Origin of the sequence: Streptomyces sp. SAI-170, from assembly GCF_049739565.1 — a bacterium.
Classification (GTDB): domain Bacteria; phylum Actinomycetota; class Actinomycetes; order Streptomycetales; family Streptomycetaceae; genus Streptomyces.
Genome location: NZ_JBMGQD010000001.1, coordinates 4,754,790 through 4,777,388, shown reverse-complemented (window position 1 = coordinate 4,777,388; position 22,599 = coordinate 4,754,790). Strand labels below are relative to the sequence as shown.

Annotated in this window: 19 protein-coding genes and 2 pseudogenes; 11 read left to right on the top strand and 10 right to left on the bottom strand. The window is 73.4% G+C overall.

The window, feature by feature from the left end:
* Nucleotides 1-40: 40 nt before the first annotated feature.
* From RKD23_RS21425 to RKD23_RS21415, 3 genes are read left to right on the top strand one after another with little or no spacing between them, the layout of a single operon-like run.
* On the top strand, nucleotides 41-1,198 hold the full coding sequence (locus RKD23_RS21425; RefSeq protein WP_424855120.1) for a lipid-transfer protein: 1,158 nt from the start codon (nucleotides 41-43) through the stop codon (nucleotides 1,196-1,198).
* 4 nt (nucleotides 1,199-1,202) lie between these two features.
* Nucleotides 1,203-1,622 carry a Zn-ribbon domain-containing OB-fold protein gene (locus RKD23_RS21420; RefSeq protein WP_424855119.1) on the top strand — a complete coding sequence of 140 codons (420 nt, stop codon included), beginning with the start codon at nucleotides 1,203-1,205 and terminating at the stop codon, nucleotides 1,620-1,622.
* Entirely contained in the window at nucleotides 1,607-2,395 is a 789-nt protein-coding gene (locus tag RKD23_RS21415) for an enoyl-CoA hydratase/isomerase family protein (protein WP_424855118.1), read from the top strand. The genes RKD23_RS21420 and RKD23_RS21415 overlap by 16 nt, the downstream gene beginning before the upstream one ends.
* A gap of 169 nt (nucleotides 2,396-2,564) precedes the next feature.
* Here RKD23_RS21415 and RKD23_RS21410 read toward each other — a convergent pair whose 3' ends face one another.
* Complete coding sequence (locus RKD23_RS21410) at nucleotides 2,565-4,928, bottom strand: PQQ-binding-like beta-propeller repeat protein (RefSeq protein WP_424855117.1); 2,364 nt, start codon at nucleotides 4,926-4,928, stop codon at nucleotides 2,565-2,567.
* A 177-nt stretch (nucleotides 4,929-5,105) separates the two neighbouring features.
* Entirely contained in the window at nucleotides 5,106-5,828 is a 723-nt protein-coding gene (locus tag RKD23_RS21405; protein WP_424855116.1) for a VOC family protein, read from the bottom strand.
* A 122-nt stretch (nucleotides 5,829-5,950) separates the two neighbouring features.
* Between RKD23_RS21405 and RKD23_RS21400 the strand changes: the two are divergent.
* Nucleotides 5,951-6,599 (top strand): annotated as a pseudogene (locus tag RKD23_RS21400) (TetR family transcriptional regulator).
* 112 nt (nucleotides 6,600-6,711) lie between these two features.
* Here the strand turns inward: RKD23_RS21400 and RKD23_RS21395 are convergent.
* Complete coding sequence (locus RKD23_RS21395) at nucleotides 6,712-7,164, bottom strand: Lrp/AsnC family transcriptional regulator (protein ID WP_404041899.1); 453 nt, start codon at nucleotides 7,162-7,164, stop codon at nucleotides 6,712-6,714.
* 82 nt (nucleotides 7,165-7,246) lie between these two features.
* On the opposite strand from RKD23_RS21395, the gene RKD23_RS21390 reads away from it, so the two are divergent.
* Nucleotides 7,247-7,870, top strand: a complete 624-nt coding sequence (locus tag RKD23_RS21390; protein WP_424855115.1) for a LysE family translocator — start codon at nucleotides 7,247-7,249, stop codon at nucleotides 7,868-7,870.
* A gap of 3 nt (nucleotides 7,871-7,873) precedes the next feature.
* On the opposite strand, the gene RKD23_RS21385 is transcribed toward RKD23_RS21390, so the two are convergent.
* Complete coding sequence (locus RKD23_RS21385; protein WP_424855114.1) at nucleotides 7,874-8,350, bottom strand: nitroreductase family deazaflavin-dependent oxidoreductase; 477 nt, start codon at nucleotides 8,348-8,350, stop codon at nucleotides 7,874-7,876.
* Nucleotides 8,347-9,628: pseudogene (locus RKD23_RS21380) on the bottom strand (acyl-CoA dehydrogenase family protein). The gene RKD23_RS21385 and the pseudogene RKD23_RS21380 overlap by 4 nt, the downstream one beginning before the upstream one ends.
* A gap of 109 nt (nucleotides 9,629-9,737) precedes the next feature.
* Between RKD23_RS21380 and RKD23_RS21375 the strand changes: the two are divergent.
* Nucleotides 9,738-10,904, top strand: coding sequence for a thiolase C-terminal domain-containing protein (locus RKD23_RS21375; protein ID WP_424855113.1), 1,167 nt, complete (start codon nucleotides 9,738-9,740; stop codon nucleotides 10,902-10,904).
* 32 nt (nucleotides 10,905-10,936) lie between these two features.
* A complete protein-coding gene (locus RKD23_RS21370) occupies nucleotides 10,937-11,602 on the top strand; it encodes a pyridoxine/pyridoxamine 5'-phosphate oxidase (protein ID WP_424855112.1) in 666 nt (221 codons plus the stop codon).
* A 267-nt stretch (nucleotides 11,603-11,869) separates the two neighbouring features.
* Here RKD23_RS21370 and RKD23_RS21365 read toward each other — a convergent pair whose 3' ends face one another.
* The 4 genes from RKD23_RS21365 to RKD23_RS21350 all read right to left on the bottom strand — a co-directional run bounded on the left by RKD23_RS21365 (nucleotide 11,870) and on the right by RKD23_RS21350 (nucleotide 14,545).
* Complete coding sequence (locus RKD23_RS21365) at nucleotides 11,870-12,859, bottom strand: GNAT family N-acetyltransferase (RefSeq protein ID WP_424855111.1); 990 nt, start codon at nucleotides 12,857-12,859, stop codon at nucleotides 11,870-11,872.
* The gene (locus RKD23_RS21360; protein WP_424855110.1) at nucleotides 12,856-13,455 is read right to left on the bottom strand and encodes a GNAT family N-acetyltransferase; all 600 of its coding nucleotides are present in this window, start codon (nucleotides 13,453-13,455) and stop codon (nucleotides 12,856-12,858) included. Before RKD23_RS21360 ends, RKD23_RS21365 begins: the two co-directional genes overlap by 4 nt.
* An 8-nt stretch (nucleotides 13,456-13,463) precedes the next feature.
* The gene (locus tag RKD23_RS21355; RefSeq protein WP_424858298.1) at nucleotides 13,464-14,018 is read right to left on the bottom strand and encodes a Zn-ribbon domain-containing OB-fold protein; all 555 of its coding nucleotides are present in this window, start codon (nucleotides 14,016-14,018) and stop codon (nucleotides 13,464-13,466) included.
* Nucleotides 14,019-14,092: 74 nt separating this feature from the next.
* Entirely contained in the window at nucleotides 14,093-14,545 is a 453-nt protein-coding gene (locus RKD23_RS21350) for a DoxX family membrane protein (protein ID WP_424855109.1), read from the bottom strand.
* 214 nt (nucleotides 14,546-14,759) lie between these two features.
* Between RKD23_RS21350 and RKD23_RS21345 the strand changes: the two genes are divergently transcribed.
* The 4 genes from RKD23_RS21345 (at nucleotide 14,760) to RKD23_RS21330 (ending at nucleotide 21,072) form a co-directional block, all read left to right on the top strand.
* A complete protein-coding gene (locus RKD23_RS21345) occupies nucleotides 14,760-15,962 on the top strand; it encodes a flavin-containing monooxygenase (protein WP_424855108.1) in 1,203 nt (400 codons plus the stop codon).
* 233 nt (nucleotides 15,963-16,195) lie between these two features.
* On the top strand, nucleotides 16,196-18,418 hold the full coding sequence (locus tag RKD23_RS21340) for an acetate--CoA ligase family protein (protein WP_424855107.1): 2,223 nt from the start codon (nucleotides 16,196-16,198) through the stop codon (nucleotides 18,416-18,418).
* A 70-nt stretch (nucleotides 18,419-18,488) separates the two neighbouring features.
* A complete protein-coding gene (locus RKD23_RS21335; protein ID WP_424855106.1) occupies nucleotides 18,489-19,448 on the top strand; it encodes an enoyl-CoA hydratase/isomerase family protein in 960 nt (319 codons plus the stop codon).
* Nucleotides 19,449-20,451: 1,003 nt separating this feature from the next.
* Nucleotides 20,452-21,072, top strand: a complete 621-nt coding sequence (locus RKD23_RS21330) for a flavin reductase family protein (RefSeq protein ID WP_424858297.1) — start codon at nucleotides 20,452-20,454, stop codon at nucleotides 21,070-21,072.
* Nucleotides 21,073-21,155: 83 nt separating this feature from the next.
* On the opposite strand, the gene RKD23_RS21325 is transcribed toward RKD23_RS21330, so the two are convergent.
* Entirely contained in the window at nucleotides 21,156-22,502 is a 1,347-nt protein-coding gene (locus tag RKD23_RS21325) for an MFS transporter (protein WP_424855105.1), read from the bottom strand.
* Between the last annotated feature and the right edge of the window lie 97 nt (nucleotides 22,503-22,599).

Here is a 22,599-nt window from a genome sequence, read left to right as displayed (position 1 = left end):
CCTGACGGCCCGTCAGCTACTGCCCCAGGGGGAGGCACCCATGGCCACCGGAATCAAGGACGCCACCGCCGTCGTCGGCATCGGACAGACGGCGTTCGCCAAGCACCTCCCCGAGGACGAGCGCACCCTGGCCTGCCGGGCCGTGCTCGCGGCGCTCGACGACGCCGGGATCGCACCGGGCGAGGTCGACGCGGTGGCGTCGTACACGATGGAGGAGACCGACGAGGTGGAGCTGGCGAAGGCGGTCGGGTTCGGGGACCTGACCTTCTTCGGGCGCGTCCCGTACGGCGGCGGGGGGTCGTGCGCCACCGTCGCGCACCTCGCCACCGCGATCGCCGCGGGGCAGGCCACCGTGGGGGTGGCGTGGCGGTCCCGGAAGCGGGGGTCCGGGCCACGCCCCTGGACCAACACCACCGCCCAACTCCCCACGCCCGCCCAGTGGACGCGCCCCTACGGCCTTCTGCGGCCCGTCGACGAGATCGCCATGCTGGCCCGGCGCCATATGCACGAGTACGGCACCACCCGCGACCACCTCTTCAACGTCGCGCTCGCCTGCCGCAACCGGGCCAACCAGAACCCGGCCGCCCTGATGTACGACCGGCCCCTGACCCGCGAGATGTACATGTCGGCGCGCTGGATCAGCGAGCCCCTGTGCCTCTTCGACAACTGCCTGGAGACGGACGGAGCCCTCGCGTGCGTCATCACCACCAAAGAGCGGGCCCGCGACTGCCGGCAGCGCCCCGTCTACGTCCACTCCGCCGCCCAGGGGCTGCCCGCCCAGCACCACGGCATGGTCAACTACTGGAACGACGACCCGCTCACCGGCCCCTCCTGGGCCGCCGCCCGGCATCTGTGGAAGCACGCCGACTTCACGCCGCAGGACGTGGACGTGGCGCAGATCTACGACGCGTTCACCCCGCTGATCCCCCTCTCCCTGGAGGGCTACGGCTTCTGCGGAAGGGGCGAGGGAGGCGCGTTCACCGAACAAGGCGCCCTGGAGATCGGCGGGCGGCTCCCCCTCAACACCGGCGGGGGCGGGCTCAGCGAGGCGTACGTGCACGGCTTCAACCTCGTCAACGAGGGCGTGAAGCAACTGCGCGGCACCAGCACCGCCCAGGTCCCCGGCGCCACCACCTGCCTCGTCACCGCCGGCGAGGGCGTCCCCACATCCGCGTTGCTGCTCACCAACAGGAGCTGATCCCGTGCTGAGCCCCGTCACCGACCCCGACGGCGCCCCCTTCTGGGAGTACGCCGCCCGGGGCGAACTGCGCGTCCAGGTCTGCGCCGGCTGCGCCGAGCCCCGCTTCCCGCCCCGGCCCTGCTGCCCGCACTGCCGGTCCTTCGACAGCGACTGGCGTCCGGTCTCGGGGCACGGCCGGGTCTGGTCCTACGTCGTCGCCCACCCGCCCCTGCTCCCGGACTACGCGGCGCAGGCGCCGTACAACGTGGTGGTCGTCGAGCTGGAGGACTTCCCCCGCTCCGCCGGCATACGGCTCGTCGGCAACCTCGTGGCCGCGCCCGGCGCGCCCCTCAACTCCCTTGCCCCCGACGACATCCGCATCGGCGCCCGCGTGCGGGTCGTGTTCTGCGACGGCGGGCTTGTGCAGTGGGTGCTCGCGTGAAGGGCGTGCGTCTCGACACCGACGCGGACACCGGGGTCGCCGTCGTCACGCTGGACCGGCCCGAGCGGCTCAACGCGATCGATCTGGACACCGTAGAGGAACTCCGCGAAATCTGGCGGTCGTTGCGGTACGACGACTCCGTCCGGGCCGTCGTGCTGGCCGGGTCGGGGCGGCGGGCGTTCTGCACCGGGATCGACCGGGACGTCGTCGTGCCGCAGCCGGGGTCGCCGTACATGCAGGACGATCCGCTGCTGGGGGTCGGGCCGAAGGCGAACGACCTGTGGAAGCCGGTGGTCGCCGCGGTGGAGGGGATGGCGTGCGGCGGGGCCTTCTATCTGCTCGGGGAGTGCGAGTTCCTGGTCGCCGGGGCGGAGGCCTCCTTCTTCGATCCGCACACCTCGTACGGGATGGTCAGCGCGTACGAGTCGCTGCTGATGGCGCAGCGGATGCCGTACGGCGAGGTCGCGCGGACGGCGTTGATGGGGGTGCGGGAGCGGATGGGGGCCGAGCGGGCGTACGGCGTGGGGCTGGTGTCCGAAGTGACCGCGCCGGGTGAGGCGTTGGAGGCGGCCCTCGCCTGTGCCCGGACCATCGCGGGGTTCCCCGCCGAGGCCGTGCAGGGGACCGTGCGGGCGTTGTGGGCGGCGCGGGAGGGGGCGCTGGAGCGGGGGTTCGCGATGGCGCCCCTGCTCATCGCGCTGGGGAATCTGGCGCCGGAGCGGCAGGCCGAGCTGTTCCGGGCGCGGCGGACGGGCGAGTTCCGCACGCGCTAGGGCCTGTCGGACAGGCCCTTGGGCCTGTGTGGCGGGCCCGGCTCACCGGGCGTAGCGTCTGCCGTGAGAGCGGTGACGGGCCCCAGTTCCCCTCGGCTCCCCTCAGCGACGGCCGCCGTCTGGCCCCTTCCGTGCCCCGGTACGACGGCCGTCCCGCTCCGGCGGGGCGCTACGCCGTGCGGGCCGTCCCCGTGCCCTTCTCCGCGTCCAGCGCGTACACGCAGCGGTCCTTGCTGCACGCGTAGACGATGCCGTCCTTGACCACCGGGGAGCCGGTGATCTCGCCGCCCGTGGCCAGCTTCCAGCGCAGGCGGCCGTCGTCGGCCTTCAGGGTGTAGAGCAGGTGGTCGGTGGAGCCGAAGTGGATGCGGCCCTCGGCGACGGAGGGGGCGCCTACGATGTCGCCGCCCGCCTGGAAGCGCCACTTCGGGGTGCCCGTGACGGCGTCGAGCGTGTAGAGGCCGTTGCCGCTGCCGACGTGGACGTGGCCGCCCGCGACCAGGACCGGCTCGATCGAGGCGCGGCTCTCGGTGGCGATGCGCCAGCGGTCGCGGCCGTCGGTGGCGTCGAGGGCGTAGACGGTCCCGAGGTAGTCGGCGAGGTAGACGCCACCGCCCGTGACGGCGGGCCCCGGGGCGTAGGCGGGCGGGCACAGGAAGACGGCCGGGGCCTCGAAGTGCCACTTGACGTGCCCGGCGGCGATGTCGATGGCGAGGACGCGGGTGCCGGCGCTGACGTAGACGTACCCGTCGGGGGCGGGGGTGAGCCGGACGGGGACGCCGCCGCAGGAGGCCGCGTCGCCGATGGGGTAGGACCAGCGCTCGTCGCCCGTGCGGGCGTCGAGGGCGCGCAACCGGGCGTCCTGCCAGACGTAGACGGTGCCGTCGTGGACGGTGGGCCCGGCCTCGGGGGACTCGAAGTCGGTCTGGGCGCCGGTGAGCTCCCACAGCTTCTGGCCGCCGGCGGCCTCCCAGGCCTGGACGCCGCCGCCGCGGGTGCCGGTGACGACGGTGCCGCGGTCGGCCTTCAGCGAGTACACCCAGGCGTCGGTCTGCAGGCGCCACAGGTCGGTGCCCTCGCGGGCGTCCAGGGCGAACAGCGTGGGGCCGTCGGAGGCGTGGATACGGCCGTCGGCGACGGCCATGGACCAGGCGACGTCGCGGGTCTTGAAGCGGCGCCGGCCGGTGGCGACGTCGAGGGCGTGCACCTCGAAGGAGGTGACGTAGACGAGGTCGTCGGCGACGGAGGGCGTGCCCCACACGTCGTTGGACATGCGGAAGCGCCACGGACGCCAGGAACCGGGCGTCTCCGGGGCCGCCGCGGGCGGCTGCGCCGGGGCGGGGTCGGTGCCGTTGACCCCGCCGGGGCGGGGCTTGGACCAGGCGGCGACCAGGCCGGCCTCGGGCGGGGGCGCCTTGACGGCGGCGGCGCGGGCGTCGGCGACGCGCGGGCCGGGGCCGATGGGCACGGACCCGCCGGCCAGGCGTACGGGGCCGGTGTCGGGGGCGCCGGCGGGGGAGCTCACCGGGGCGGGCGGGTGCGGAGGCGGGGGCGGGGGCACTACGGGGTGCCCCGAGTGTCCGGGCCGGTGTCCGCCGGTGCTGCGGCCCCCGGCGGGGGCGGGCTTGGGGGCGAGGCGGCCGCCGCGGCGGGTCTCGATGAGGGCGACGGCCTTCTCGGGCAGCCAGGCGCTGGCGGTGCCGCTGTCGTCGGAGCCGGAGCCGAACAGATGCGGGGCGAGCTGTGCCTGGAGGTCGGCCGGCGTGGGCCGGGCGGAGGCCTCCATCTGCATACAGGACTCGATCAGCGGGCGCAGCTCGTCGGGCAGGCCGTCGAGGTCCGGGCCCTCCCTGAGCAGCATGAAGACGGTCTCGACCGGGTTGGCGCCGTGGAAGGGCGGGTGCCCGGTGGCCGCGAAGACGAGAGTGGAGCCGAGCGAGAAGACGTCGGACGCGCCGGTCACACTCCGCGAGTCCTTGGCCTGCTCGGGGGACATGTAGGCCGGGGTGCCGACGGCCACGTTGGTCATCGTCAGACGCGTGTTCGACACGCCGGACGCGATACCGAAGTCGATCACCCGGGGCCCGTCCTCGACGACGAGGACGTTGGAGGGCTTGAGGTCGCGGTGGACCAGCCCGGCGCCGTGGATGGACTGCAGGGCCTCGGCGACGCCCGCCGCGAGCCAGCGCACCGCCTGGGCCGGGAGCGGCCCGCACTCGTTCACTATCTCCTCGAGCGAGGGCGCGGGCACGTACGCGGTGGCCAGCCAGGGCACGGCCGCCCGCGGATCGGCGTCGACGACGGCCGCCGTGTAGAAGCCGGAGACCGCGCGGGCCGCCTCCACCTCGCGCGTGAAGCGGACGCGGAAGAGCTGGTCCTCCGCGAGCTCCGTGCGGACCGTCTTGATCGCCACCCGTCGGCCGGACGCCGACCGCGCGAGATAGACCAGCCCCATGCCGCCGGCTCCCAGCCGTCCCAGCACCTCGAACGGCCCGATCCGCCGCGGATCGTGCTGTGTCAGCTGATCCACCACTTGCCTGCCACCTCCCCGTACGGGCCGCGTCACCCACGTATGTACGCGACCCCGTGCAGCGTCTCACCACCGCACCGCCATGGCGGCACGCACCCCGATTCTTCCTGGCCGGGCCACAGGTTGCGAACCCGGTGAGAATTGGGGTGTCCGGCCATAAACAGGGGCAAAACTACCTGCTCAGCGCTCCAGCACGGCGAACGACGCCCCCTGGTTGTCGGTGACCACGCCCACGGTGCCGTAGGAAGTGGAGAACGGCCCCGCCTGCACCCGCCCCCCGAGCCGGCCCACCTCCGCCAGGGCCTCCTCGCAGTCCTCGACCCGGAAATGCACGAGGAAGTGCGGTGGCATCTCGGTGGGGAAGACGTCGGTGACGGGCGCCCGTCCGAAGTCGGGCTGGGCGTCGGGGCCGAACAGGGCGTCGTGGAAGAGGTCGCCGTAGAAGATGTTGGCGCCCGCGGTGTCCCGGGCGTACAGCTCGGCCCAGACGAAGGTGCCGGGCTCGTGGCGCACCCCGAAGCCGGGGTGGGTGCCCGGCTGCCACAGGCCGAACACGGCGCCCTCGGGGTCGGCGGCGAGCGCGGCGACGCCCAGGCGGCCGACGGGCAGCGGCGCCGCCACCACCTGCCCGCCCGCCTCCCGGAGGCGGCGGGCCAGCGACTCGACGTCCGGGGTGGCGAAGTACACCGTCCAGACGGTGGGCATACGGCCGTCCGTCTTGTGGGCCAGCGCGGCGACCGGCTCCCCGCCCTTCAGGGCCCGCACGGAGCCGCCCTGCCACTCCTCGAAGGTCCATCCGAAGAGCTCACCGTAGAACCGTTTCCCCGCTTCCACGTCGGGAAGCTGGGCGTCCACCCAGCAGGGGACGCCCTCCGTGCACCGCGATGCCCTGTTTTCGGCCATACAAGAAAAGTAACGGCCGCTCACGCAGCGCGCAGACCAGGCACACCAAGCTTCGATCCCCCGGGCACCCCATTTGCAGTCGGCCGAATCGCGCTCCCATCACCCCTCGGTAAGCTGACGGCATGACAGGACAAGTGCGTACCGTTGACGGCCGCGTGGCCGGTCGGCGTGGGCAGGCCACGCGGCAGAAGCTGCTGGACTGCCTCAGTGAGATGCTCAGCTCCTCTCCCTACCGGGACGTCAAGGTCATCGATGTCGCCCGGAAAGCGGGCACTTCGCCCGCGACCTTCTATCAGTACTTCCCGGACGTCGAGGGCGCCGTCCTGGAGATCGCCGAGCAAATGGCCACCGAGGGCGCCGGGTTGACCGAACTGCTCGCGGGCCGCAGCTGGGTCGGCAAGGCCGGCTGGCAGACGGCACAGGAACTCGTCGACGGTTTCCTGGAGTTCTGGCGCAAGAACGACGCGATCCTGCGCGTGGTCGACCTCGGGGCCGCCGAGGGCGACAAGCGCTTCTACAAGCTCCGCATGAAGATCCTCAACTCGGTGAACAAACTCCCTGGCGGACGCCGTCACCGAACTCCAGTCCAAGGGCAAGGTCGACAAGGACGTCAACCCGGCCGCCGTCGCGGGCTCGATCGTCGCCATGCTCGCAGCGGTCGCCTCCCACCAGAAGGGCTTCACCTCCTGGGGCGTCAAGCAGGCCGAACTCAAGCCGAACCTGGCCCTGTTGGTCCACCTGGGCGTGACGGGCAAGAAGCCGACCAAGTAACCACAGCTTTCGTCCCCACCGTCTTGTCAGCGCCCCGAAAGGGGCGCGGGGAACTGCGCGAGAAGCGAAGGACGGCCGGACAGCCCGCGACGACGATCAACCTCTACGGCGATCACGAGGGCAACGGCCGGTCCTTCACCACGTGCTTCATCACCAGGGTCGACGTCAACCGCTGCACCCCCGGCAAAGTAGCCAGCCTCTCGTCATAGAGCCTCTGGAACGCGGCCAGATCCGCGGTAGCGACCCGCAGCAGATAATCCGGCTCCCCGAACAGCCGCTGCGCGTCCAGCACGTGCTCCACCTCGGTCAGGGCCCGCTCGAACTCCACGACCGTGTCCCGGTCCTCCTGGCGCATGGAGACGAAGACGAGCGCCTCGAAGGTCAGCCCCACCGCCGCCGGCTCCACCACCGCGCGATACCCGCTGATCGCCCCCGACCGCTCCAGCTCCCGCAGCCGCCGATGGCACGGCGAGACACTCAGCCGCACCCGCCCGGCCAGCTCGGTCACGGTCAGCCGCCCGTCCTGCTGCAGCTCGGCAAGAATTTTCCGGTCTACGTCGTCCATGGGGCAGATCTTCCCTCATCGTGCGGGAGGGCGGGCAAACTTCGGGAACACTTTCGGGCAGATCACGCATAGCGTTCCCGGTATGGATTCGGCTGCCCTCATCTCCTTCCTCGCGATCGACCTGCTGCTGGTGTGCGTACCGGGCGCCGACTGGGCGTACGCGATCGCCGCCGGGCTGCGCGGCCGCTCGGTCGGCGCGGCGGTGGGCGGCCTCGTCTCGGGCTACGCGCTGCACACGCTGCTCGCGGCGGCGGGCCTCGCGGTGCTGGTCGCGGGCTCCCCCGCGCTGCTCACCGCGCTGACGGTGGCGGGCGCCGGGTATCTGGTGTGGCTCGGCTGGGGCGTGCTGCGCCGCCCGGGTGTCCCCGGCGCCGACGAGGAGCCGGTGGCCGGCGGCAGCGCGGGCGTCTTCCTGCGCGGCGCCACGATCAGCGGCCTGAACCCCAAGGGCCTGCTGCTCTACTTCTCCGTCCTGCCCCAGTTCCTCACCACCGGCGGCGACCACCTCCCGGTGCCGCTGCAGACCGCCTCGCTCGGCCTGCTCCACATGGCGTGCTGCGCGGCCGTCTACCTGACCGTCGGCGTCGCGGCCCGCGCGGTCCTGCGCGCCCGCCCGGCCGCGGCCCGCGCGGTCACCCGCACCTCGGGCGCGGCGATGCTGGGGATCGGCGCGTTCCTGCTGGTCCAGCGGCTCGCCACGCTCTGATCGTCACTTGCCTACGATCCTGAAGAGCCGTATCTCCCGCTCCACACGCGCCTGATACGTGGCGTACGGCGGCCAGAACGCCAGCGCCGCCTCCCAGGCCGCGGCCCGCTCCTCCCCGGCCAGCAGCCGGGCCGTGACCGGGATGTCCCGGCCGTGCCAGCTGATCTCGGCGTCCGGGTGGGCGAGGAGGTTGGCGGTCCAGGCGGGGTGGCCGGTGCGGCCGAAGTTGGAGCCGACCAGGAGCCAGCCGCGGCCGTCCTCCTCGGGCATGCAGGCCAGCGGCGTCCGCCGGGGCAGCCCGCTGCGCGCGCCGGTGGAGGTGAGCACCAACCCGGGCAGCATCCGGGCGCTGAGCAGCACCTTTCCCCGGGTCAGCCGGTGCACGGCACGGTCGAGGGCCGGGATGACGTACGGGGCGGCCTTGGCGAAGCCGCGGGTGGAGGACACCTTCTGCACGAGCCGTACGCCGACGCCGCTCATACGGGGATCTCCTCGCGGGTGAAGAGCCCGGCCGCCTCGGCGGCGCGGGCCCGCAGCAGATGGACGGGGCCGAGGAGCAGTTCGTCGCCCGCGGCCCGCTTGAAGTACAGGTGGGCGTCGTGCTCCCAGGTGAAGCCGATGCCGCCGTGCAGCTGGATCGCCTCGGCGGCGGCCACGCGCAGCGCCTGGAGGGCCTGGGCGAGGGCGAGCGCGCCGACGGGGGCCGGGCCGGGGGCGGGGGCGAGCGCGCCGACGGGGGCCGGGCCGGGGGCGGGGGCGAGCGCGCCGACGGGGGCGGGGCTGGGGGCGGGGGCGGCCGGGTCGCTCCGGACCGCCGCCCACGCCGCGTAGTACGCCGCCGAGCGTGCCGCCTCGACCTCGACATGGACGTCGGCCAGCCGGTGCTGCACCGCCTGGAAGGAGCCGATCGGCCGCCCGAACTGCTCGCGTGTGCGCACATGCCCCACGGTCAGCTCCAGCGCCCGCGCCGCGGCCCCGACGGCCTCGCACGCGAGGAACGCGGCGGCACTCCCCACCGGCTCCGGCGAGCGCCCCGCACACATCCGCCCCGTCGTCGGAGCCGAGCAACTCGGCTTCCACCTCCCGTAGTTGCACATGCGCCCGCGGCCGGGTCGCGTCCAGCGCCGTCTGCCGTACGCGGGTCAGGCCGGGGGCGTCGCCGGGGACGAGGAAGAGGAGCGTGCGGGAGCGGGCGTACCCGCCGGTGTGCGCCGGGACGAGGAGCAGGCCCGCGCTGTGCCCGTCGAGCACCTGGTCGGCCTCCCCGTACAGCCGCCACGCGCCGTCCGAGCGCCGCGCCTGCACGCCCCCTGCCCGGCCGCCGCCCGCCCAGGAACCCCGGTTGTCGCCGGTGAGCCCGAGCGCGACGGCGAGACCGGCCCCGGGTGCGGCGAGGGCGGCGGTGAGGGTGCCGTCGGCAAGGCGCGGGAGCAGCCTGGCGCGCTGGGCGTCGGTGCCGAGGGCGAGCAACAGCGGGGCCGCCAGGACGGAGGTGGCGAGCAGAGGCGAGGGCGCGAGGGCCCGTCCGGCCTCCTCGGCGGCGAGGGCGAGGTCCGCCACCGTGCCGCCGACACCGCCGTACGACTCCGGCAGCGCGAGCCCCGGGAGGCCGAGCGGGTCGGCGAGAGCGGCCCACAGGCCGGGGTCGTACCCGGCGGGCAGGCCGACGGCCGCGCGCACCCCGGTGGGGTGCCGGCGGAGCAGGTCCCTCAGCGTGCGGCGGATCTCGTCCTGCTCGGGCGTGAAGGCGGCGTCCATGGGCGACCTCCCGGATCTGACGGGTCGTCATATTAGGGCGTGAGGGCGGAGATGCGAAGAGGTGCGAGGTCTCGACCGCGGGCCGTCATCTGACGTACCGTCAGTTCCCATGGGTCACCGTGACGCGGCGATCGTTGGGGTCGCCCTCTCCTCCTGCGGCCGGGTGGACGACGCCACCCCGTACGCCCTGCACGCCCAGGCCGCCCGCCGCGCGCTGGCCGACTCCGGGCTCGACCGGTCGGTCGTCGACGGATTCGCCTCGGCGGGCACGGGCCTGCTGGCCCCCGTCGAGGTCGCCGACCATCTGGGACTGCGCCCCACCTGGGTCGACTCCACCTCCGTGGGCGGGGCGACCTGGGAGGTGATGGCCGCCCACGCCGCCGACGCCATCGCCGCCGGGCACGCCCGTGCCGTCCTGCTGGTCTACGGCTCCACCGCCCGGGCGGACATCCGCGCGGGCCGCCGTAGCGGCGACCTGGCCTTCGGCACCCGCGGGCCGGCGCAGTTCGAGACGCCGTACGGCATCACGCTCATCGCCAAGTACGCGATGGCCGCCCGGCGCCACATGATCGAGTACGGCACGACGATCGAGCAGCTCGCCGAGGTGGCCGTGCAGGCCCGCGCGAACGCCGCCCTGAACCCCGACGCCCTGTACCGCACCCCGCTGACCGTGGACGACGTGCTGGACGCCCCGCTGATCGCCGACCCCTTCACCAAGCCGCACTGCTGTCTGCGCTCCGACGGCGGAGCGGCCGTGCTGCTGGCCTCGCGGGAGTACGTCCGTGACTGCCGCACCCGCCCGGTCTGGGTCCTCGGCACCGGCGAGCACGTCTCCCACTCGGCGCTCGGCTCGTGGCCCGACTTCACGGTGTCGCCCGCCTCGGTGAGCGGCCCCCTGGCCTTCGCACGGGCCGGGGTGCGCCCGTCGGACATCGACCTCGCGGAGATCTACGACGCCTTCACCTATATGACCCTGGTGACGCTGGAGGATCTCGGCTTCTGCGCCAAGGGCGAGGGCGGCGACTTCGTGGGAAAGGGGCGGCTGCGGGTGCGGGGCGGGGAGCTGCCCGTGAACACCGACGGCGGCGGCCTGTCCGCCCAGCACCCCGGCATGCGGGGGCTGTTCCTGCTGGTGGAGGCCGTACGGCAACTGCGCGGCGAGGCGGCGGCGCGCCAGGTGCGGCGCGCGGACGGGTCCCTGCCGGAGCTGGCCGTGGCGTCGGGCACGGGGGGCTGGTTCTGCTCCTCGGGGACGGTGGTGCTGGGGCGGGGCTGAGCCGGTACGGCGTCCCCGGCCATACTTCGGGCATGGCACAGGACCTGCACGAGCTGCTGCGGTCGCTGCGGGTCTGGGACCCGCGGATCACCGAGCTGCCGCCCTTCGACACCGACACCGCGCCCGCCGAGCCGCTGGACCTCTTCACACGCTGGTTCGCGGAGGCGGTCGCGGCCGGACAGACCGAGCCGCACACCATGAGCCTCGCCACCGCGGACGAGGCCGGCCTGCCCGACGTCCGGACCGTGATGCTGCACGGCGCCGACACCGACGGCTGGGCCTTCGCCTCGCACGCGACGAGCCGCAAGGGCCGCCACCTGGCCGGGCGCCCGTATGCCGCCCTCGGCTTCTACTGGCCGGTCCTCGGACGCCAGGTGCGGGTACGGGGCCCGGTGACCGCCGCGCCGTCCGAGGAGGGGCAGGCAGATCTGCACGCCCGCTCCACCGGCGCGCTGGCAGCCGCACTCACCGGCCGGCAGAGCGAGGTCCTCGGCTCCGCCGACGAGTTGGCCCGGGCCTCGGAGGCCGCCTGGGACCGGGCGCGCCGGGATCCCGACGCGCCGGTTCCGTCCTGGACCCTGTACCGGCTCCGCCCCGAGGAGGTGGAGTTCTTCCAGGGGGAGGAGCGACGGCGCCATGTACGGCTCAGCTACCGCCGGGCGGAGGGTGGTTGGGCGCGCGAGCTGCTGTGGCCTTAGGGGCCCGGGGGGTGGGGGGCCCGGGGTGTGGGGGCCCTTGGGTCTTGGGTGGCCCGTGGGTCTTGGGCGGGTGTGGCTTTCCGGCGGCCCGTGGGTCTTAGGTGGCCGTGGATCTCCGGTGGCCCGTGGGTCTCGGGCGGCCCCGGACCTCTGGGGCCCGTGGGTCTGGGGCAGCCGCGGATCTCCGGCGGCCCGTGGGTGTTAAGTGGCCGTACGTCTCAGGCGGCCCGTGGGGCTAAGGCGGCTGTTCTCAGGCCGCCGTAGGTCTCACGCGGCCGTAGAGCCGTGGGTCGTGGAGCCGCGGGCTGCGGCGCCTCGGTGCGGTGAGCCGTGGGCCGGTGGGCCCGGGGCCGTGGTGTCGCGGGTCGTGACGTCACCGGCGGTGCGGTCGCGCGCCGTGAAGTCGCAGGCCGTGAAGTCCGCCACCGGGCGGTATCCGATCCGCTGGTAGAGGGCGTTGCTGGTGGGGTTGGCCAGGTCGGTGAAGAGCAGGACCTGGTCGGCGCCGCGCTCCCAGGCGAGGCGGCTGACCTCGGCCGTGACGGCACCGGCGTAGCCCCGGCCGCGCAAGTGGGCCGGGGTGTAGACGGGCGCGACCCGGATCTGGCCGGCGATCAGTGGGGTCAGTCCGGCCATGGAGAGCGGGGTGCCGTCGGGGGCCTCCCAGAGGGTGACGCCGCCGTAGGAGAGGCGGGCGTCGGCCCAGGAGCCGCCGCGTCCGCCGTCGTCCTCGCCGATGTCCCGGTGGAACTCCCCGAACCAGCGCACCAGCAGCTCCCGGTCCGCCTGCTCGGCGATCCTCGGCCGCCCTGCGGGCACCGGCCGCGGCACGGTCAGCGTGTCGAGCCGGTAGAGCCGCTGGCGCTGACGTACCGCGGACGTGGCCCCGGTGTGCCGCTGCCAGGCCTCGGCGAAGAGGCGCGCGGTCTCGGCCTCCGCGCTGACGCCGGGGACCGGGCGGCCGACGGCGACCAGATGGGCCGCGAGCGAGTCGGCCTGCGCGGCCGTGACCGGCGTGAGGCCCAGCCGGTGCGGCGGCGTGCGGAAGCAGACCGCGCGCACGGCGCCGTCCTCCTCCAGCATCCCGAAGAAGGGGGCCTCGTCGCCGTACGCGTTCGGTCCGCGCGTGCGCAGGCCCTCGGTCACGGTGAGGACGACGGTGTGCAGATCCGGGCGCTCATGCAGGAACGTTCCGGCATGGGTGAGGAAGTCGTCCAGATCCCAGGTCAGCCGCCAGCCCCGTCTCTCCCGCGTCACGCCCCCACCTCGGGGTCGGTGGCCAGGCGGGCGTGCAGATGGACGTCCCGGAAGGTCGCCCGGCGCTCGTCCTCCCACATCGCCCCGCGCAGTGTCCCCTCGTAGGGAAATCCGCACCTCTCGGCGATCCGGCAGGACACGTCGTGCCCGACCGCGTGTCCAAGTTCCAGCCGGTGCAAGCCTAGGTCGGTCAGCGCCCAGTCCGCGGTGAGGCGCAGGGCACGGGCGGCGACGCCCTGACCCCGGGCCTCGGGCAGGACCCAGTAGCCGACGCGGGCGACCCGCATGAGGTGGTCGATCAGGTTGACGCCGATCTGGCCCAGCGTCGTACCGCTCACCGCGTCCGCGACCCGGAAGGTGACATCCATGCCGTCCGCCGCGCGCTCCGCCTTGGCCCGCAGCGACGCATGGGCGGTCGCGAGGTCCTCGACCGGCTTGAGGGGCGTGTTCCAGCGCCGGAACTCCGGGTCGGTCAGCCCGCGCAGCCAGGCCTCGGCATCCGCCGGGGAGTCGGCGTCCCAGGGCAGCAGCCGCAGACCGTGGCCGGACAGCGGAGGGACCGTGCTGGTGAGGAAACGTTCATGTATCGACGTCATCCGCCTATTCAAGCGAGCCCGCGCCCGTTGTCACCACGGACTTTGAACACCGGCACACCTTCTCTGAAGTCGACCTCCAGCTCCAGCCCCGCCCGCAGCGCCTCGCCCGCGCACGCCGCGGCTTCCGTCGCGCCCTCCACGACTTCCGTCGCGCATCCCGCGGCCTCCGTCGCGCACCCCACGATCTCCGTCGCCATCCGCGGCCCCTCGGCCAGATCGACGACCCCCACGACATACGGCGTCCGCTCCCGGAACCCCGGCAGCTCGCTGCGGTGCACCACCGACCACGTGTACAGCGTCGCCCTCCCGCTCGCCTCCTCCCACTCCACGTCCTCGCTCCAGCAGTACGGACAGAACTCCCTCGGATGGTGATGCGGCCGACCGCAGTCCCGGCACCGACGCAGCAGCAGCCGCCCTTCCGCCGCGGCGTCCCAGTAGGGGCGGGAGAAGGGGTCGGGGGTGGGGGTGGCTGCTGGGGCAGGGACAGGGGCAGGGGCGGGCGTGGAGGTCGGGACGGGGGTGGATGTGGAGGCGGGGAGGGGGGCGGGTGTAGGCGTGGGGATGGGGCTGGATGCGGGCGTGGGCGTGGCGAGGGGAGATGGCGTTGAAGGCGGGATGCCGTCGGGCGTGGCGGCGTTCATCCGAACCACCCCAGCGCGCTGTCCACCGACCACGTCTGCCACGACATCCCGAACAACCCCACCCCCGAGATCAGCGCCATCATCGAGTTCTGCCCCTGCTCCGCCCAGTCGTGAATCATGAGCACGAAGTAGAGGCCGTTGAGCACCAGCCCGCCGACCAGCGCGACGGGCGTCAGCAGCCCCAGGATCAGCCCCACCCCGAGGGCGAGTTCGGCATAGGCGACGACGTACGCCATCACCCGCGGCCGAGGCGCGACCACCGCCTGGAACCCTGCCCGCACGGCCCTCCAACGATGCTCGGCGGCGACCCCCGCCGCCCACTCGATGCCGCTCCCCCGCTCGAACCACGCCTTCTTGTCCTTGTGCCGCCAGCTCTCCAGCCACCACAGCCCGAGCCCGATACGCAGCACCGCAAGCCACTCCGCACCGGTGAGCCAGATCGCGTCCATGGCCACTCCCGTCGACGCCGGAACGAAAGCTGACGGTACGTCAGATGTGAGGCAGGGGGAAGACGAGGACGTCCCACTTCCCACCCGGTCCGCACACCGGACGTCGGCCCCATCTGCGCATCCACCACACCACCACCTCACCCGTGACCATTCCGCAACCAATTCCGGTCTTGACCGAGACCCATCAACCCACCGCGTGATTACGCTCGCGGACATGGCCGACTCCACAGCGTCCGCACCCTCCACGGCAGCGACCCCTGCCGAACGCCCCGTCTACATCGTCGGCGGCGGCCCGGGCGGACTCGCCGCCGCGCACGCGCTGCGCACCCGCGGCATCCGCGCCGTCGTCCTGGAGAAGTCCGACGCCGTCGGCGCGTCCTGGCGGCGCCACTACGACCGGCTGCACCTGCACACCACCCGGCGCCTGTCCGCCCTGCCCGGACTTCCGATGCCGCGCCGCTTCGGCCGCTGGGTGTCGCGGGACGACGTCGTGCGCTACCTGGAGAAGTACGCCGAGCACCACGACCTGGAGATCGTGACCGGCGTCGAGGTCTCCCGCATCGAACGCACCCCGGACGGCACCGGCTGGCTCCTCCACGCCACCGGCGGCCGGCAGCTCACCGGCGCCGCCGTCGTCGTCGCCACCGGCTACAACCACACCCCCCGCATCCCCGACTGGCCGGGCCGCGACGCCTTCCCCGGCGAGTTCCTGCACGCCTCCCAGTACCGCAACGCCGAGCCCTTCTCCGGCCGTGACGTCCTCGTCGTCGGCGTCGGCAACACCGGCGCCGAGATCGCCGTCGACCTCGCCGAGGGCGGCGCCAAGCGCGTACGGCTCGCCGTGCGCACGGTCCCGCACATCCTGCGCCGCTCCACGGCTGGCTGGGCCGCCCAGTACACCGGAGTCCTCGTGCGGCGCCTGCCGGTCGGCCTGGTCGACCGGCTCGCCAGGCCGGTGTCCCGGCTGAGCGTGCCCGACCTCTCCGCGCACGGCCTGCCCCGCCCCGACACCGGGCTGTACCGCAGGGTCACCGAGGGGTCGATCCCCGTCCAGGACGTCGGCCTGATCGACGCCGTCCGCCGGGGCCGGGTCGAGGTCGTCGCCGCCGTCGACGCCTTCGAGGACGGCGCGGTCCTCCTCGCCGACGGCACCCGCGTCACCCCCGACACCGTCATCGCCGCGACCGGCTACACCCGGGCCCTGGAGGGGCTGGTCGGCCACCTCGACGTCCTCGACCCCCGCGGCAAGCCCGTCGTCCATGGCGCCCGGGCCCCGCGGCACACCCCCGGCCTCTACTTCACCGGCTTCACCAACCCCATCAGCGGCATGCTCCGCGAACTGGCCATCGACGCCCAGAAGATAGCCAGAGCCATCGCCCGCCAGGCCGGCCCCGAGGTGTCCCGCCTGCCGGCCTGAGCGTCCGGACGGCAGGCGCCGCGCACCTTCGGTCTCTCTGTCACCCTCGCCCTGACCCCCTCGCCGTCACCTCACCCCGCCCGCATCTCACCCCTGTGCTCGTCCTCACCTCCCTCCAAGCTTCACAAGCTTTGCCCGCACGGGCAGTTCCTGAGGATGTGTCTCTTCAGTAATCTGACAGAGCGTCAGTTATTGGAGCTGTCTCGAACTGTCACGACAGGAGCGGGCGGACGATGCTTGGATCAACCCACGGCACCCTCACCACCGACTCCCGCCGGGCCCGGGTCATCGCCTGCGGTGAGCACCGACCCGGGCCGGCCGTCCACGGCCGGCCGTCCGACGACCTCGATGTCAGCGGGCGGCCACTGCACGCCGACGTGCCCGATCTGGACCGGCTCTTTCGCCCCGAGTCCGTCGCCGTGGTCGGCGCCTCGGACGCCGAGGGGCGCCCGAACACCGGCATCACCCGGCAGTTGCTGTCCTGGGCCGAGCGGATGGGTGCCCGGCTGCACCCGGTCCACCCGAGCCGCGCTCAGGTCTTCGGCATACCCTGCCTCCCTTCCGTCGCCGACCTGCCCGAGCAGGTCGATCTCGCTGTACTGCTGGTCGCCGATCCCCTTCCGGTGATCGAGGAACTCGCCGAGTCCAAGGCGAAGTTCGCGGTCGTCTTCGCGTCCGGCTTCGCGGAGACGGGTGAGCGGGGCGCGGCCGCACAGGCCCGCCTGGCCGCCGCGGTCGGCCGATCCGGGATGCGGCTGCTCGGGCCGAACACCAACCTCAACGCCTTCGAGCGCTTCCGGGACGACCTGGACGGTCCGGCGATCGCCCTGGTCACCCAGTCCGGGCACCAGGGCCGGCCGGTGTTCGCCCTGCAGGAGCTGGGCGTGCGGCTCTCCCACTGGGCGCCGACCGGCAACGAGGCCGACCTGGAGACCGCCGACTTCATCTCCTACTTCGCCGAACAGCCCGAGGTCGGAGCCGTCGCCGCCTATATGGAGGGGCTGAAGGACGGGCGCGCCTTCCTGCTCGCCGCCGACCGGGCCGCCCGGCGCGGGGTGCCGGTGGTCGCGGTCAAGGTGGGCCGCACCGAGACCGGCGCCCGCACAGCCGCCTCACACACCGGCAAGCTGACCGGGGCGGACGATGTGGTCGACGCGGCGATGCGGCAGTTCGGCGTGATCCGGGTGGACGGTCTCGACGAGCTCCAGGACACCGCGGCCCTGCTGGCCCGCGCACGGCCGCCGCGCGCCGACGGGGTCGTCGTCTATTCGATCTCGGGCGGCACGGGCGCGCACGTCGCCGACCTCGCGACCGGGCTCGGCCTGAGGATGCCGGTGCTGTCCGAGGCGCGGCAGGCGGAGCTGCACCAGTGGATACCGGAGTATCTGAGCGTGGCCAACCCGATCGACAACGGCGGTCATCCCGTGGGCGACGAACGCGGCCGGAAGATCATCGACTCGCTGCTGGACGATCCCGAGGTGGGTGTGCTGATCTGCCCGATCACCGGGCCCTTCCCGCCGCTGAGCGACCGTCTTGTGCGCGATCTGGTGGACGCGGCGGAGCGAACGGACAAGCTGGTGTGCGTGGTGTGGGGCTCGCCGGTGGGCACCGAGCCGGCGTACCGCGAGGTGCTGCTCGGCTCCTCGCGGGTGGCGACCTTCCGCACGGTGGGCAACTGCCTGTCGGCCGTGCGCGCCTACCTCGGTCATCACCGGTTCGTGCGCGACTACCGCTCCCCTTTCGACGAGGCCCCGCGCACGCCGTCGCCCTCCTACCGCAAGGCGCGCGAACTGTTTCAGCCGGGCGGCCAGTTGAGCGAGCACGCGGCCAAGCAGTTGCTGCGGGCGTACGGGATCAGGGTGCCCCGCGAGCAGTTGGTGACCAGCGCGGCCGCTGCCGTGCGCGCCGCCGGGCTGGTGGGCTACCCGGTGGTGATGAAGGCGTCCGGCGCGCGGATCGCCCACAAGAGCGAGCTGGGCCTGGTGAAGGTCGGGCTGACCTCCGCGGCACAGGTCCGCGACACCTACCGGGAGTTGACGGACATCGCCCGCTACGAGGGCGTCGACCTGGACGGCGTCCTCGTCTGCCAGATGGTGGAGCACGGCGTGGAGATGGTGGTCGGCCTCTCGCACGACGAGCTGTTCGGGCCGACGGTGACGGTCGGGCTGGGCGGGGTGCTGGTGGAGGTGCTGCGGGACACCGCCGTACGCGTGCCGCCCTTCGGTGAGGAGCAGGCGCGGAACATGCTCGCCGAGCTGCGCGGGCGGGCCCTGCTGGACGGGGTGCGGGGGCGACCCCCGGCCGACGTGGACGCCCTCGTGGAGGTGGTCCTGCGGGTGCAGCGCATGGCCCTGGAACTGGGCGACGACCTCGCCGAGCTCGACATCAACCCGCTGATGGTGCTGCCCCGCGGACACGGAGCGGTGGCGCTGGACGCGCTGGCGGTGTGCCGCTGAGATGAAGACGCGCCCGAGTGAAGTGAACATGCCTGATTCCCCCCAAGAGCCGGAAAAATCCGCTGAGTCATTGGTACCGCACACCACTGACAACGGCGTCGCCCACCTCACCCTCAACCGCCCTGAAGCCCTCAACGCCATCACCCCTGACCTGCGAGAACAACTGATCCAGCGGCTCGCGGAAGCCTCCTGCGACCCCGACGTCCGGGCGGTGGTGATCACGGGCACGGGCCGCGGTTTCTGCGCGGGCGCCGACCTGCGGGGCGGCGGCTCGACGGCCGGCGGGGGACGGGGTGTCGGTGAAGGCGAGGGCGGGGCACGGGGCGGCGGTGACGGCGGGGGACGGGACGTCGGTGACGGTGCGGAACGGGACGTCGGTGACGGCGACGGCGACGGCGACGGCGACGGCGGGAAGCGGACCGCCGATGGCGACAGGAAGCGGACCGCCGATGGCGACAGGGAGCGGGTCGCCGGTGACGTGGCCCGGACCCTGCGCCTGGGCGCCCAGCGGCTGATCGCTGCCGTCCTCGACTGCGAGAAGCCGGTGATCGCCGCCGTGAACGGCGTCGCGGCCGGCCTCGGCGCGCACCTCGCCCTCGCCTGCGACCTGGTCCTGGCGGCCGAATCGGCCCGTTTCATCGAGGTGTTCGTCCGCCGGGGCCTGGTCCCTGACGCTGGCGGCGCCTACCTGCTCCCCCGCCTGATCGGCCCGCAGCGGGCGAAGGAGCTCATGTTCTTCGGCGACGCGCTCACCGCACCGGACGCCGAACGCCTCGGCCTGGTCAACCGGGTCGTCCCGGACGACGAGCTGCCCGCCACGGCCCGCGAGTGGGCCGCCCGCCTGGCCGCGGGCCCCACCCGCACCCTGGCCCTGACCAAACAGCTCGTCAACGCCTCCCTCGACACCGACCGCGCCACCGCCTTCGCCGCCGAAGCCGCCGCGCAGGAGATCAACCTGACGACGGCGGACGCTCAGGAGGGCCTGGCGAGCTTCGCCCAGCGCCGCACACCGAGGTTCACGGGCCGCTGAGGGCCCTCGGTCCCACTCGGCTCCACTCGGACCCGCTCACTCCGCCCTCTCCAAGACCCTCAGCTCCCCCGAGTCCGGGTCGCCGAACACCACGAACAACTCGGGCCGCCGCTCCGTACCGGCGATCGTCCAGTACGTCTCCTGCCCGCATCCGCCGTCGAGCCGTACGACGACACAGTCGCGGGCGTCGGGGCCGTCGCCGCCGTAGGTGTCGTGGCGGCCCTAGGTGTCCAGCTCCCAGGTGCCCGTGCCGTCGCAGACCCTGAAGTCGGTGCTCGCGTCGAAGTCGGGCTGGGTGGGGAGGCGGACGAGGTCCGCTCGGCCGTCGGGGCGCAGCCGAAGCTCCGCCCCCTTCTCCCCGCTAGTACGCAGCCCGGCACGGAGACGAGGAGGCCCAGGCCGACGACCCCGGAGCGCCACCAGGTGCCCCACGTCCCCCACGCCCGGCCCGTACGCCTCCGCACGCGCGCGTACGCGAGGGTGAGGGCGGGGAGCACGCCGAGCGCGGCGAGCACCACGGCGGTGGTGCCGAACGGCCAGCCCCACAGCAGGGCGGGCGGCACCGCCCACAGGACACCGACCAGCAGCGCGCACAGCACCTGCCACACCCACTCCGGTCCCCGCGCGCGGCGCCGGACCCGGTGGGTGAGGAGGGTCGCCGGCAGGGACTGCACAAGCGCGTGCACCATGCCCACCGGTGGCAGCCACAGGGGGGTCAGGACCATCGCGCAGGCCAGGCCCAAGGCGCTCCCGCCCCCGCCGTACTGGTCGTCCGTGGCGATGAAGAACCAGATCACCAACAGCGCCGGAATCTGCGCCGCCCCCACCGCGGCGGCCGTGTGCAGGTCGGACGCCGCCTCCGCGGACCGGACGGGCCGGTGCCGTATGTTCCCCCGGATCATGGCGTGCAGCGTACGCGCGCGTAGGAGGACGATCACGCGCATACACCTTCCTGTCTGACGAACCGTCAGCTTCAATGGCGGGTGTGATGGGAACCGCAGGGATGGCGGCCGCCGCCGTCCGCTACCTCAGGACGTCCGGGGGCCCCGTGGAGGCGTTGCCCCGGCCGGAGTTGCGCTGTGTGGGGGCCGATGAGCGGGCTCCCGTCGATCAGGGCGAGTTCCGGCGGGTGCTGGGGAACTTCGCGAGTGGCGTGGCCGTTGTCACGGCACCGGGCGCACCGGGCGCACCCGCGGCTTCCGGCGCACCAGCCTCACCGGGAGAGGCCTCCCCCGCCGGCTTCGCCTGCCAGTCCTTCTCCTCGCTGTCCCTCGATCCGCCGCTGGTCGCCTTCATGGTCGGCCGTACGTCCACCACATGGCCGCGCATCGCGCGCGCGGGCGTGTTCTGTGTCAACGTCCTGGGCGCCGACCAGGGCGAGCTGTGCCGTCGCTTCGCGGTGAGCGGCGGCGACAAGTTCGCGGGCGTGGCGTACGACGCCGCCCCGGTCTCCGGCGCGCCCCGGCTCACGGGGGCGGTGGCGTGGATCGACTGCACGATCCACGCCGTGCACACCGGCGGCGACCATCTGATCGTGGTGGGTCGGGTGGACGCCCTCGGCGCGGCCGACGCGGGCGATCCGCTCCTCTTCCACCGGGGGCGGTTCACCCGGCTGCGGGACTGAGCGCGCGCAACCGGCTGCCGCTTGCCTGCCGCCTGTCCGTCATGCCGTCAGGCCCGTCGAGCCCCTCAGGCCCGTCAGGGACGTCAAGCCACGGCCGGTGTCGCCACCGTGCCTCGCCGGATCACCAGCACCATCAGCGTGGCCGCCGCGCACAGTGCGCCGGAGGCGAACCAGACGACGTCGTAGGAGCCGAAGTGGTCGCGGGCGACGCCGCCGAGGAAGGCGACCAGGGCCGCGCCCACCTGATGCGAGGCCAGCACCCAGCCGAAGACGATCGCGCTGTCCTCGCCGTAGTGCTCGCGGCACAGGGCGATGGTCGGCGGGACGGTGGCGACCCAGTCCAGACCGTAGAAGACGATGAAGAACACCATCGGCAGGTGCACGTTCGGCGCCAGCAGCAGCGGCAGGAACAGCAGTGAGATGCCGCGCAGGGCGTAGTAGACGGCGAGCAGCCGGCGGGCCTCGAAGCGGTCGGTGAACCAGCCGGAGGCGATCGTGCCGATCACGTCGAACACGCCGATGACGGCGAGCAGCGAGGCCGCGGCGGTGACCGGCATGTGGTGGTCGTGGGCGGCCGGCACGAAGTGGGTCTGGATCAGGCCGTTGGTGGAGGCGCCGCAGATCGCGAAGGAGCCGGCCAGCAGCCAGAACGGCCCGGTGCGGACGGCCGAGAACAGCACGGTCACCGCCCGCCGAGCGGCCCCCGGCACCGGCGCGGGCTTCGGCACGAACTCCTCGGCGCCGTACGGCCGCAGGCCCACGTCGGCCGGATGGTCGCGCAGCAGCAGCCAGACGAACGGGACGACGGCCAGGGCGGCGAGGGCGACCGTGACGGCGGCCGGGCGCCACTGGTAGTTCTCCACGATCCAGGACAGCAGCGGCAGGAAGATCAGCTGCCCGGAGGCGGACGCGGCGGTGAGGATGCCGGTGACCAGGCCGCGGCGCTCGGTGAACCAGCGGTTGGTGACCGTCGCCGCGAACGCCAGCGCCATGGAGCCGGAGCCGAGACCGACCAGCAGGCCCCAGCACAGCAGCAGCTGCCAGGGCGCCGTCATCCACACCGTCAGCCCCGAGCCGAGCGCGATCACCGTCAGGGCGACGGCCACGACCCGGCGGATGCCGAACCGGTCCATCAGCGCGGCCGCGAACGGGGCGGTGAGCCCGTACAGCGCCAGGTTGATCGAGACCGCCAGGCCGATCGTGCCCCGTGACCAGCCGAAGTCCTCGTGCAGCGGGTCGAAGAGCAGACCGGGCAGGGAGCGGAAGGCGGCCGCGCCGATGATCGTCACGAAGGCGACGGCGGCCACGAACCAGGCGCGATGGACCCGATGGGTGCGCGGGGTGCGAGGGGTGCGGGGGACGCGCCGGCGGCGTGGGGCGGACTGGGGGCTCTCGGTGGCCTGTGCGGCTTCCTCGGTTGTCTGGCTCACGTCAGACAGCCTCCCGTTGCCGGCCCACCCTCATCGAGTGGCCCGAAGGACAGCATTCGTTAGGATCGGGCCATGAGTCAGGACCCAGCCATGTGTC

Coding starts and splice junctions, on each gene's coding strand:
- RKD23_RS21425 (WP_424855120.1), top strand. CDS start 41: ATGGCCACCGGAATCAAGGACGCCACCGCCGTCGTCGGCATCGGACAG.
- RKD23_RS21405 (WP_424855116.1), bottom strand. CDS start 5,828: ATGGCCGAAAACAGGGCATCGCGGTGCACGGAGGGCGTCCCCTGCTGG.
- RKD23_RS21395 (WP_404041899.1), bottom strand. CDS start 7,164: ATGGACGACGTAGACCGGAAAATTCTTGCCGAGCTGCAGCAGGACGGG.
- RKD23_RS21390 (WP_424855115.1), top strand. CDS start 7,247: ATGGATTCGGCTGCCCTCATCTCCTTCCTCGCGATCGACCTGCTGCTG.
- RKD23_RS21385 (WP_424855114.1), bottom strand. CDS start 8,350: ATGAGCGGCGTCGGCGTACGGCTCGTGCAGAAGGTGTCCTCCACCCGC.
- RKD23_RS21375 (WP_424855113.1), top strand. CDS start 9,738: ATGGGTCACCGTGACGCGGCGATCGTTGGGGTCGCCCTCTCCTCCTGC.
- RKD23_RS21370 (WP_424855112.1), top strand. CDS start 10,937: ATGGCACAGGACCTGCACGAGCTGCTGCGGTCGCTGCGGGTCTGGGAC.
- RKD23_RS21360 (WP_424855110.1), bottom strand. CDS start 13,455: ATGACGTCGATACATGAACGTTTCCTCACCAGCACGGTCCCTCCGCTG.
- RKD23_RS21350 (WP_424855109.1), bottom strand. CDS start 14,545: ATGGACGCGATCTGGCTCACCGGTGCGGAGTGGCTTGCGGTGCTGCGT.
- RKD23_RS21345 (WP_424855108.1), top strand. CDS start 14,760: ATGGCCGACTCCACAGCGTCCGCACCCTCCACGGCAGCGACCCCTGCC.
- RKD23_RS21340 (WP_424855107.1), top strand. CDS start 16,196: ATGCTTGGATCAACCCACGGCACCCTCACCACCGACTCCCGCCGGGCC.
- RKD23_RS21330 (WP_424858297.1), top strand. CDS start 20,452: ATGGCGGCCGCCGCCGTCCGCTACCTCAGGACGTCCGGGGGCCCCGTG.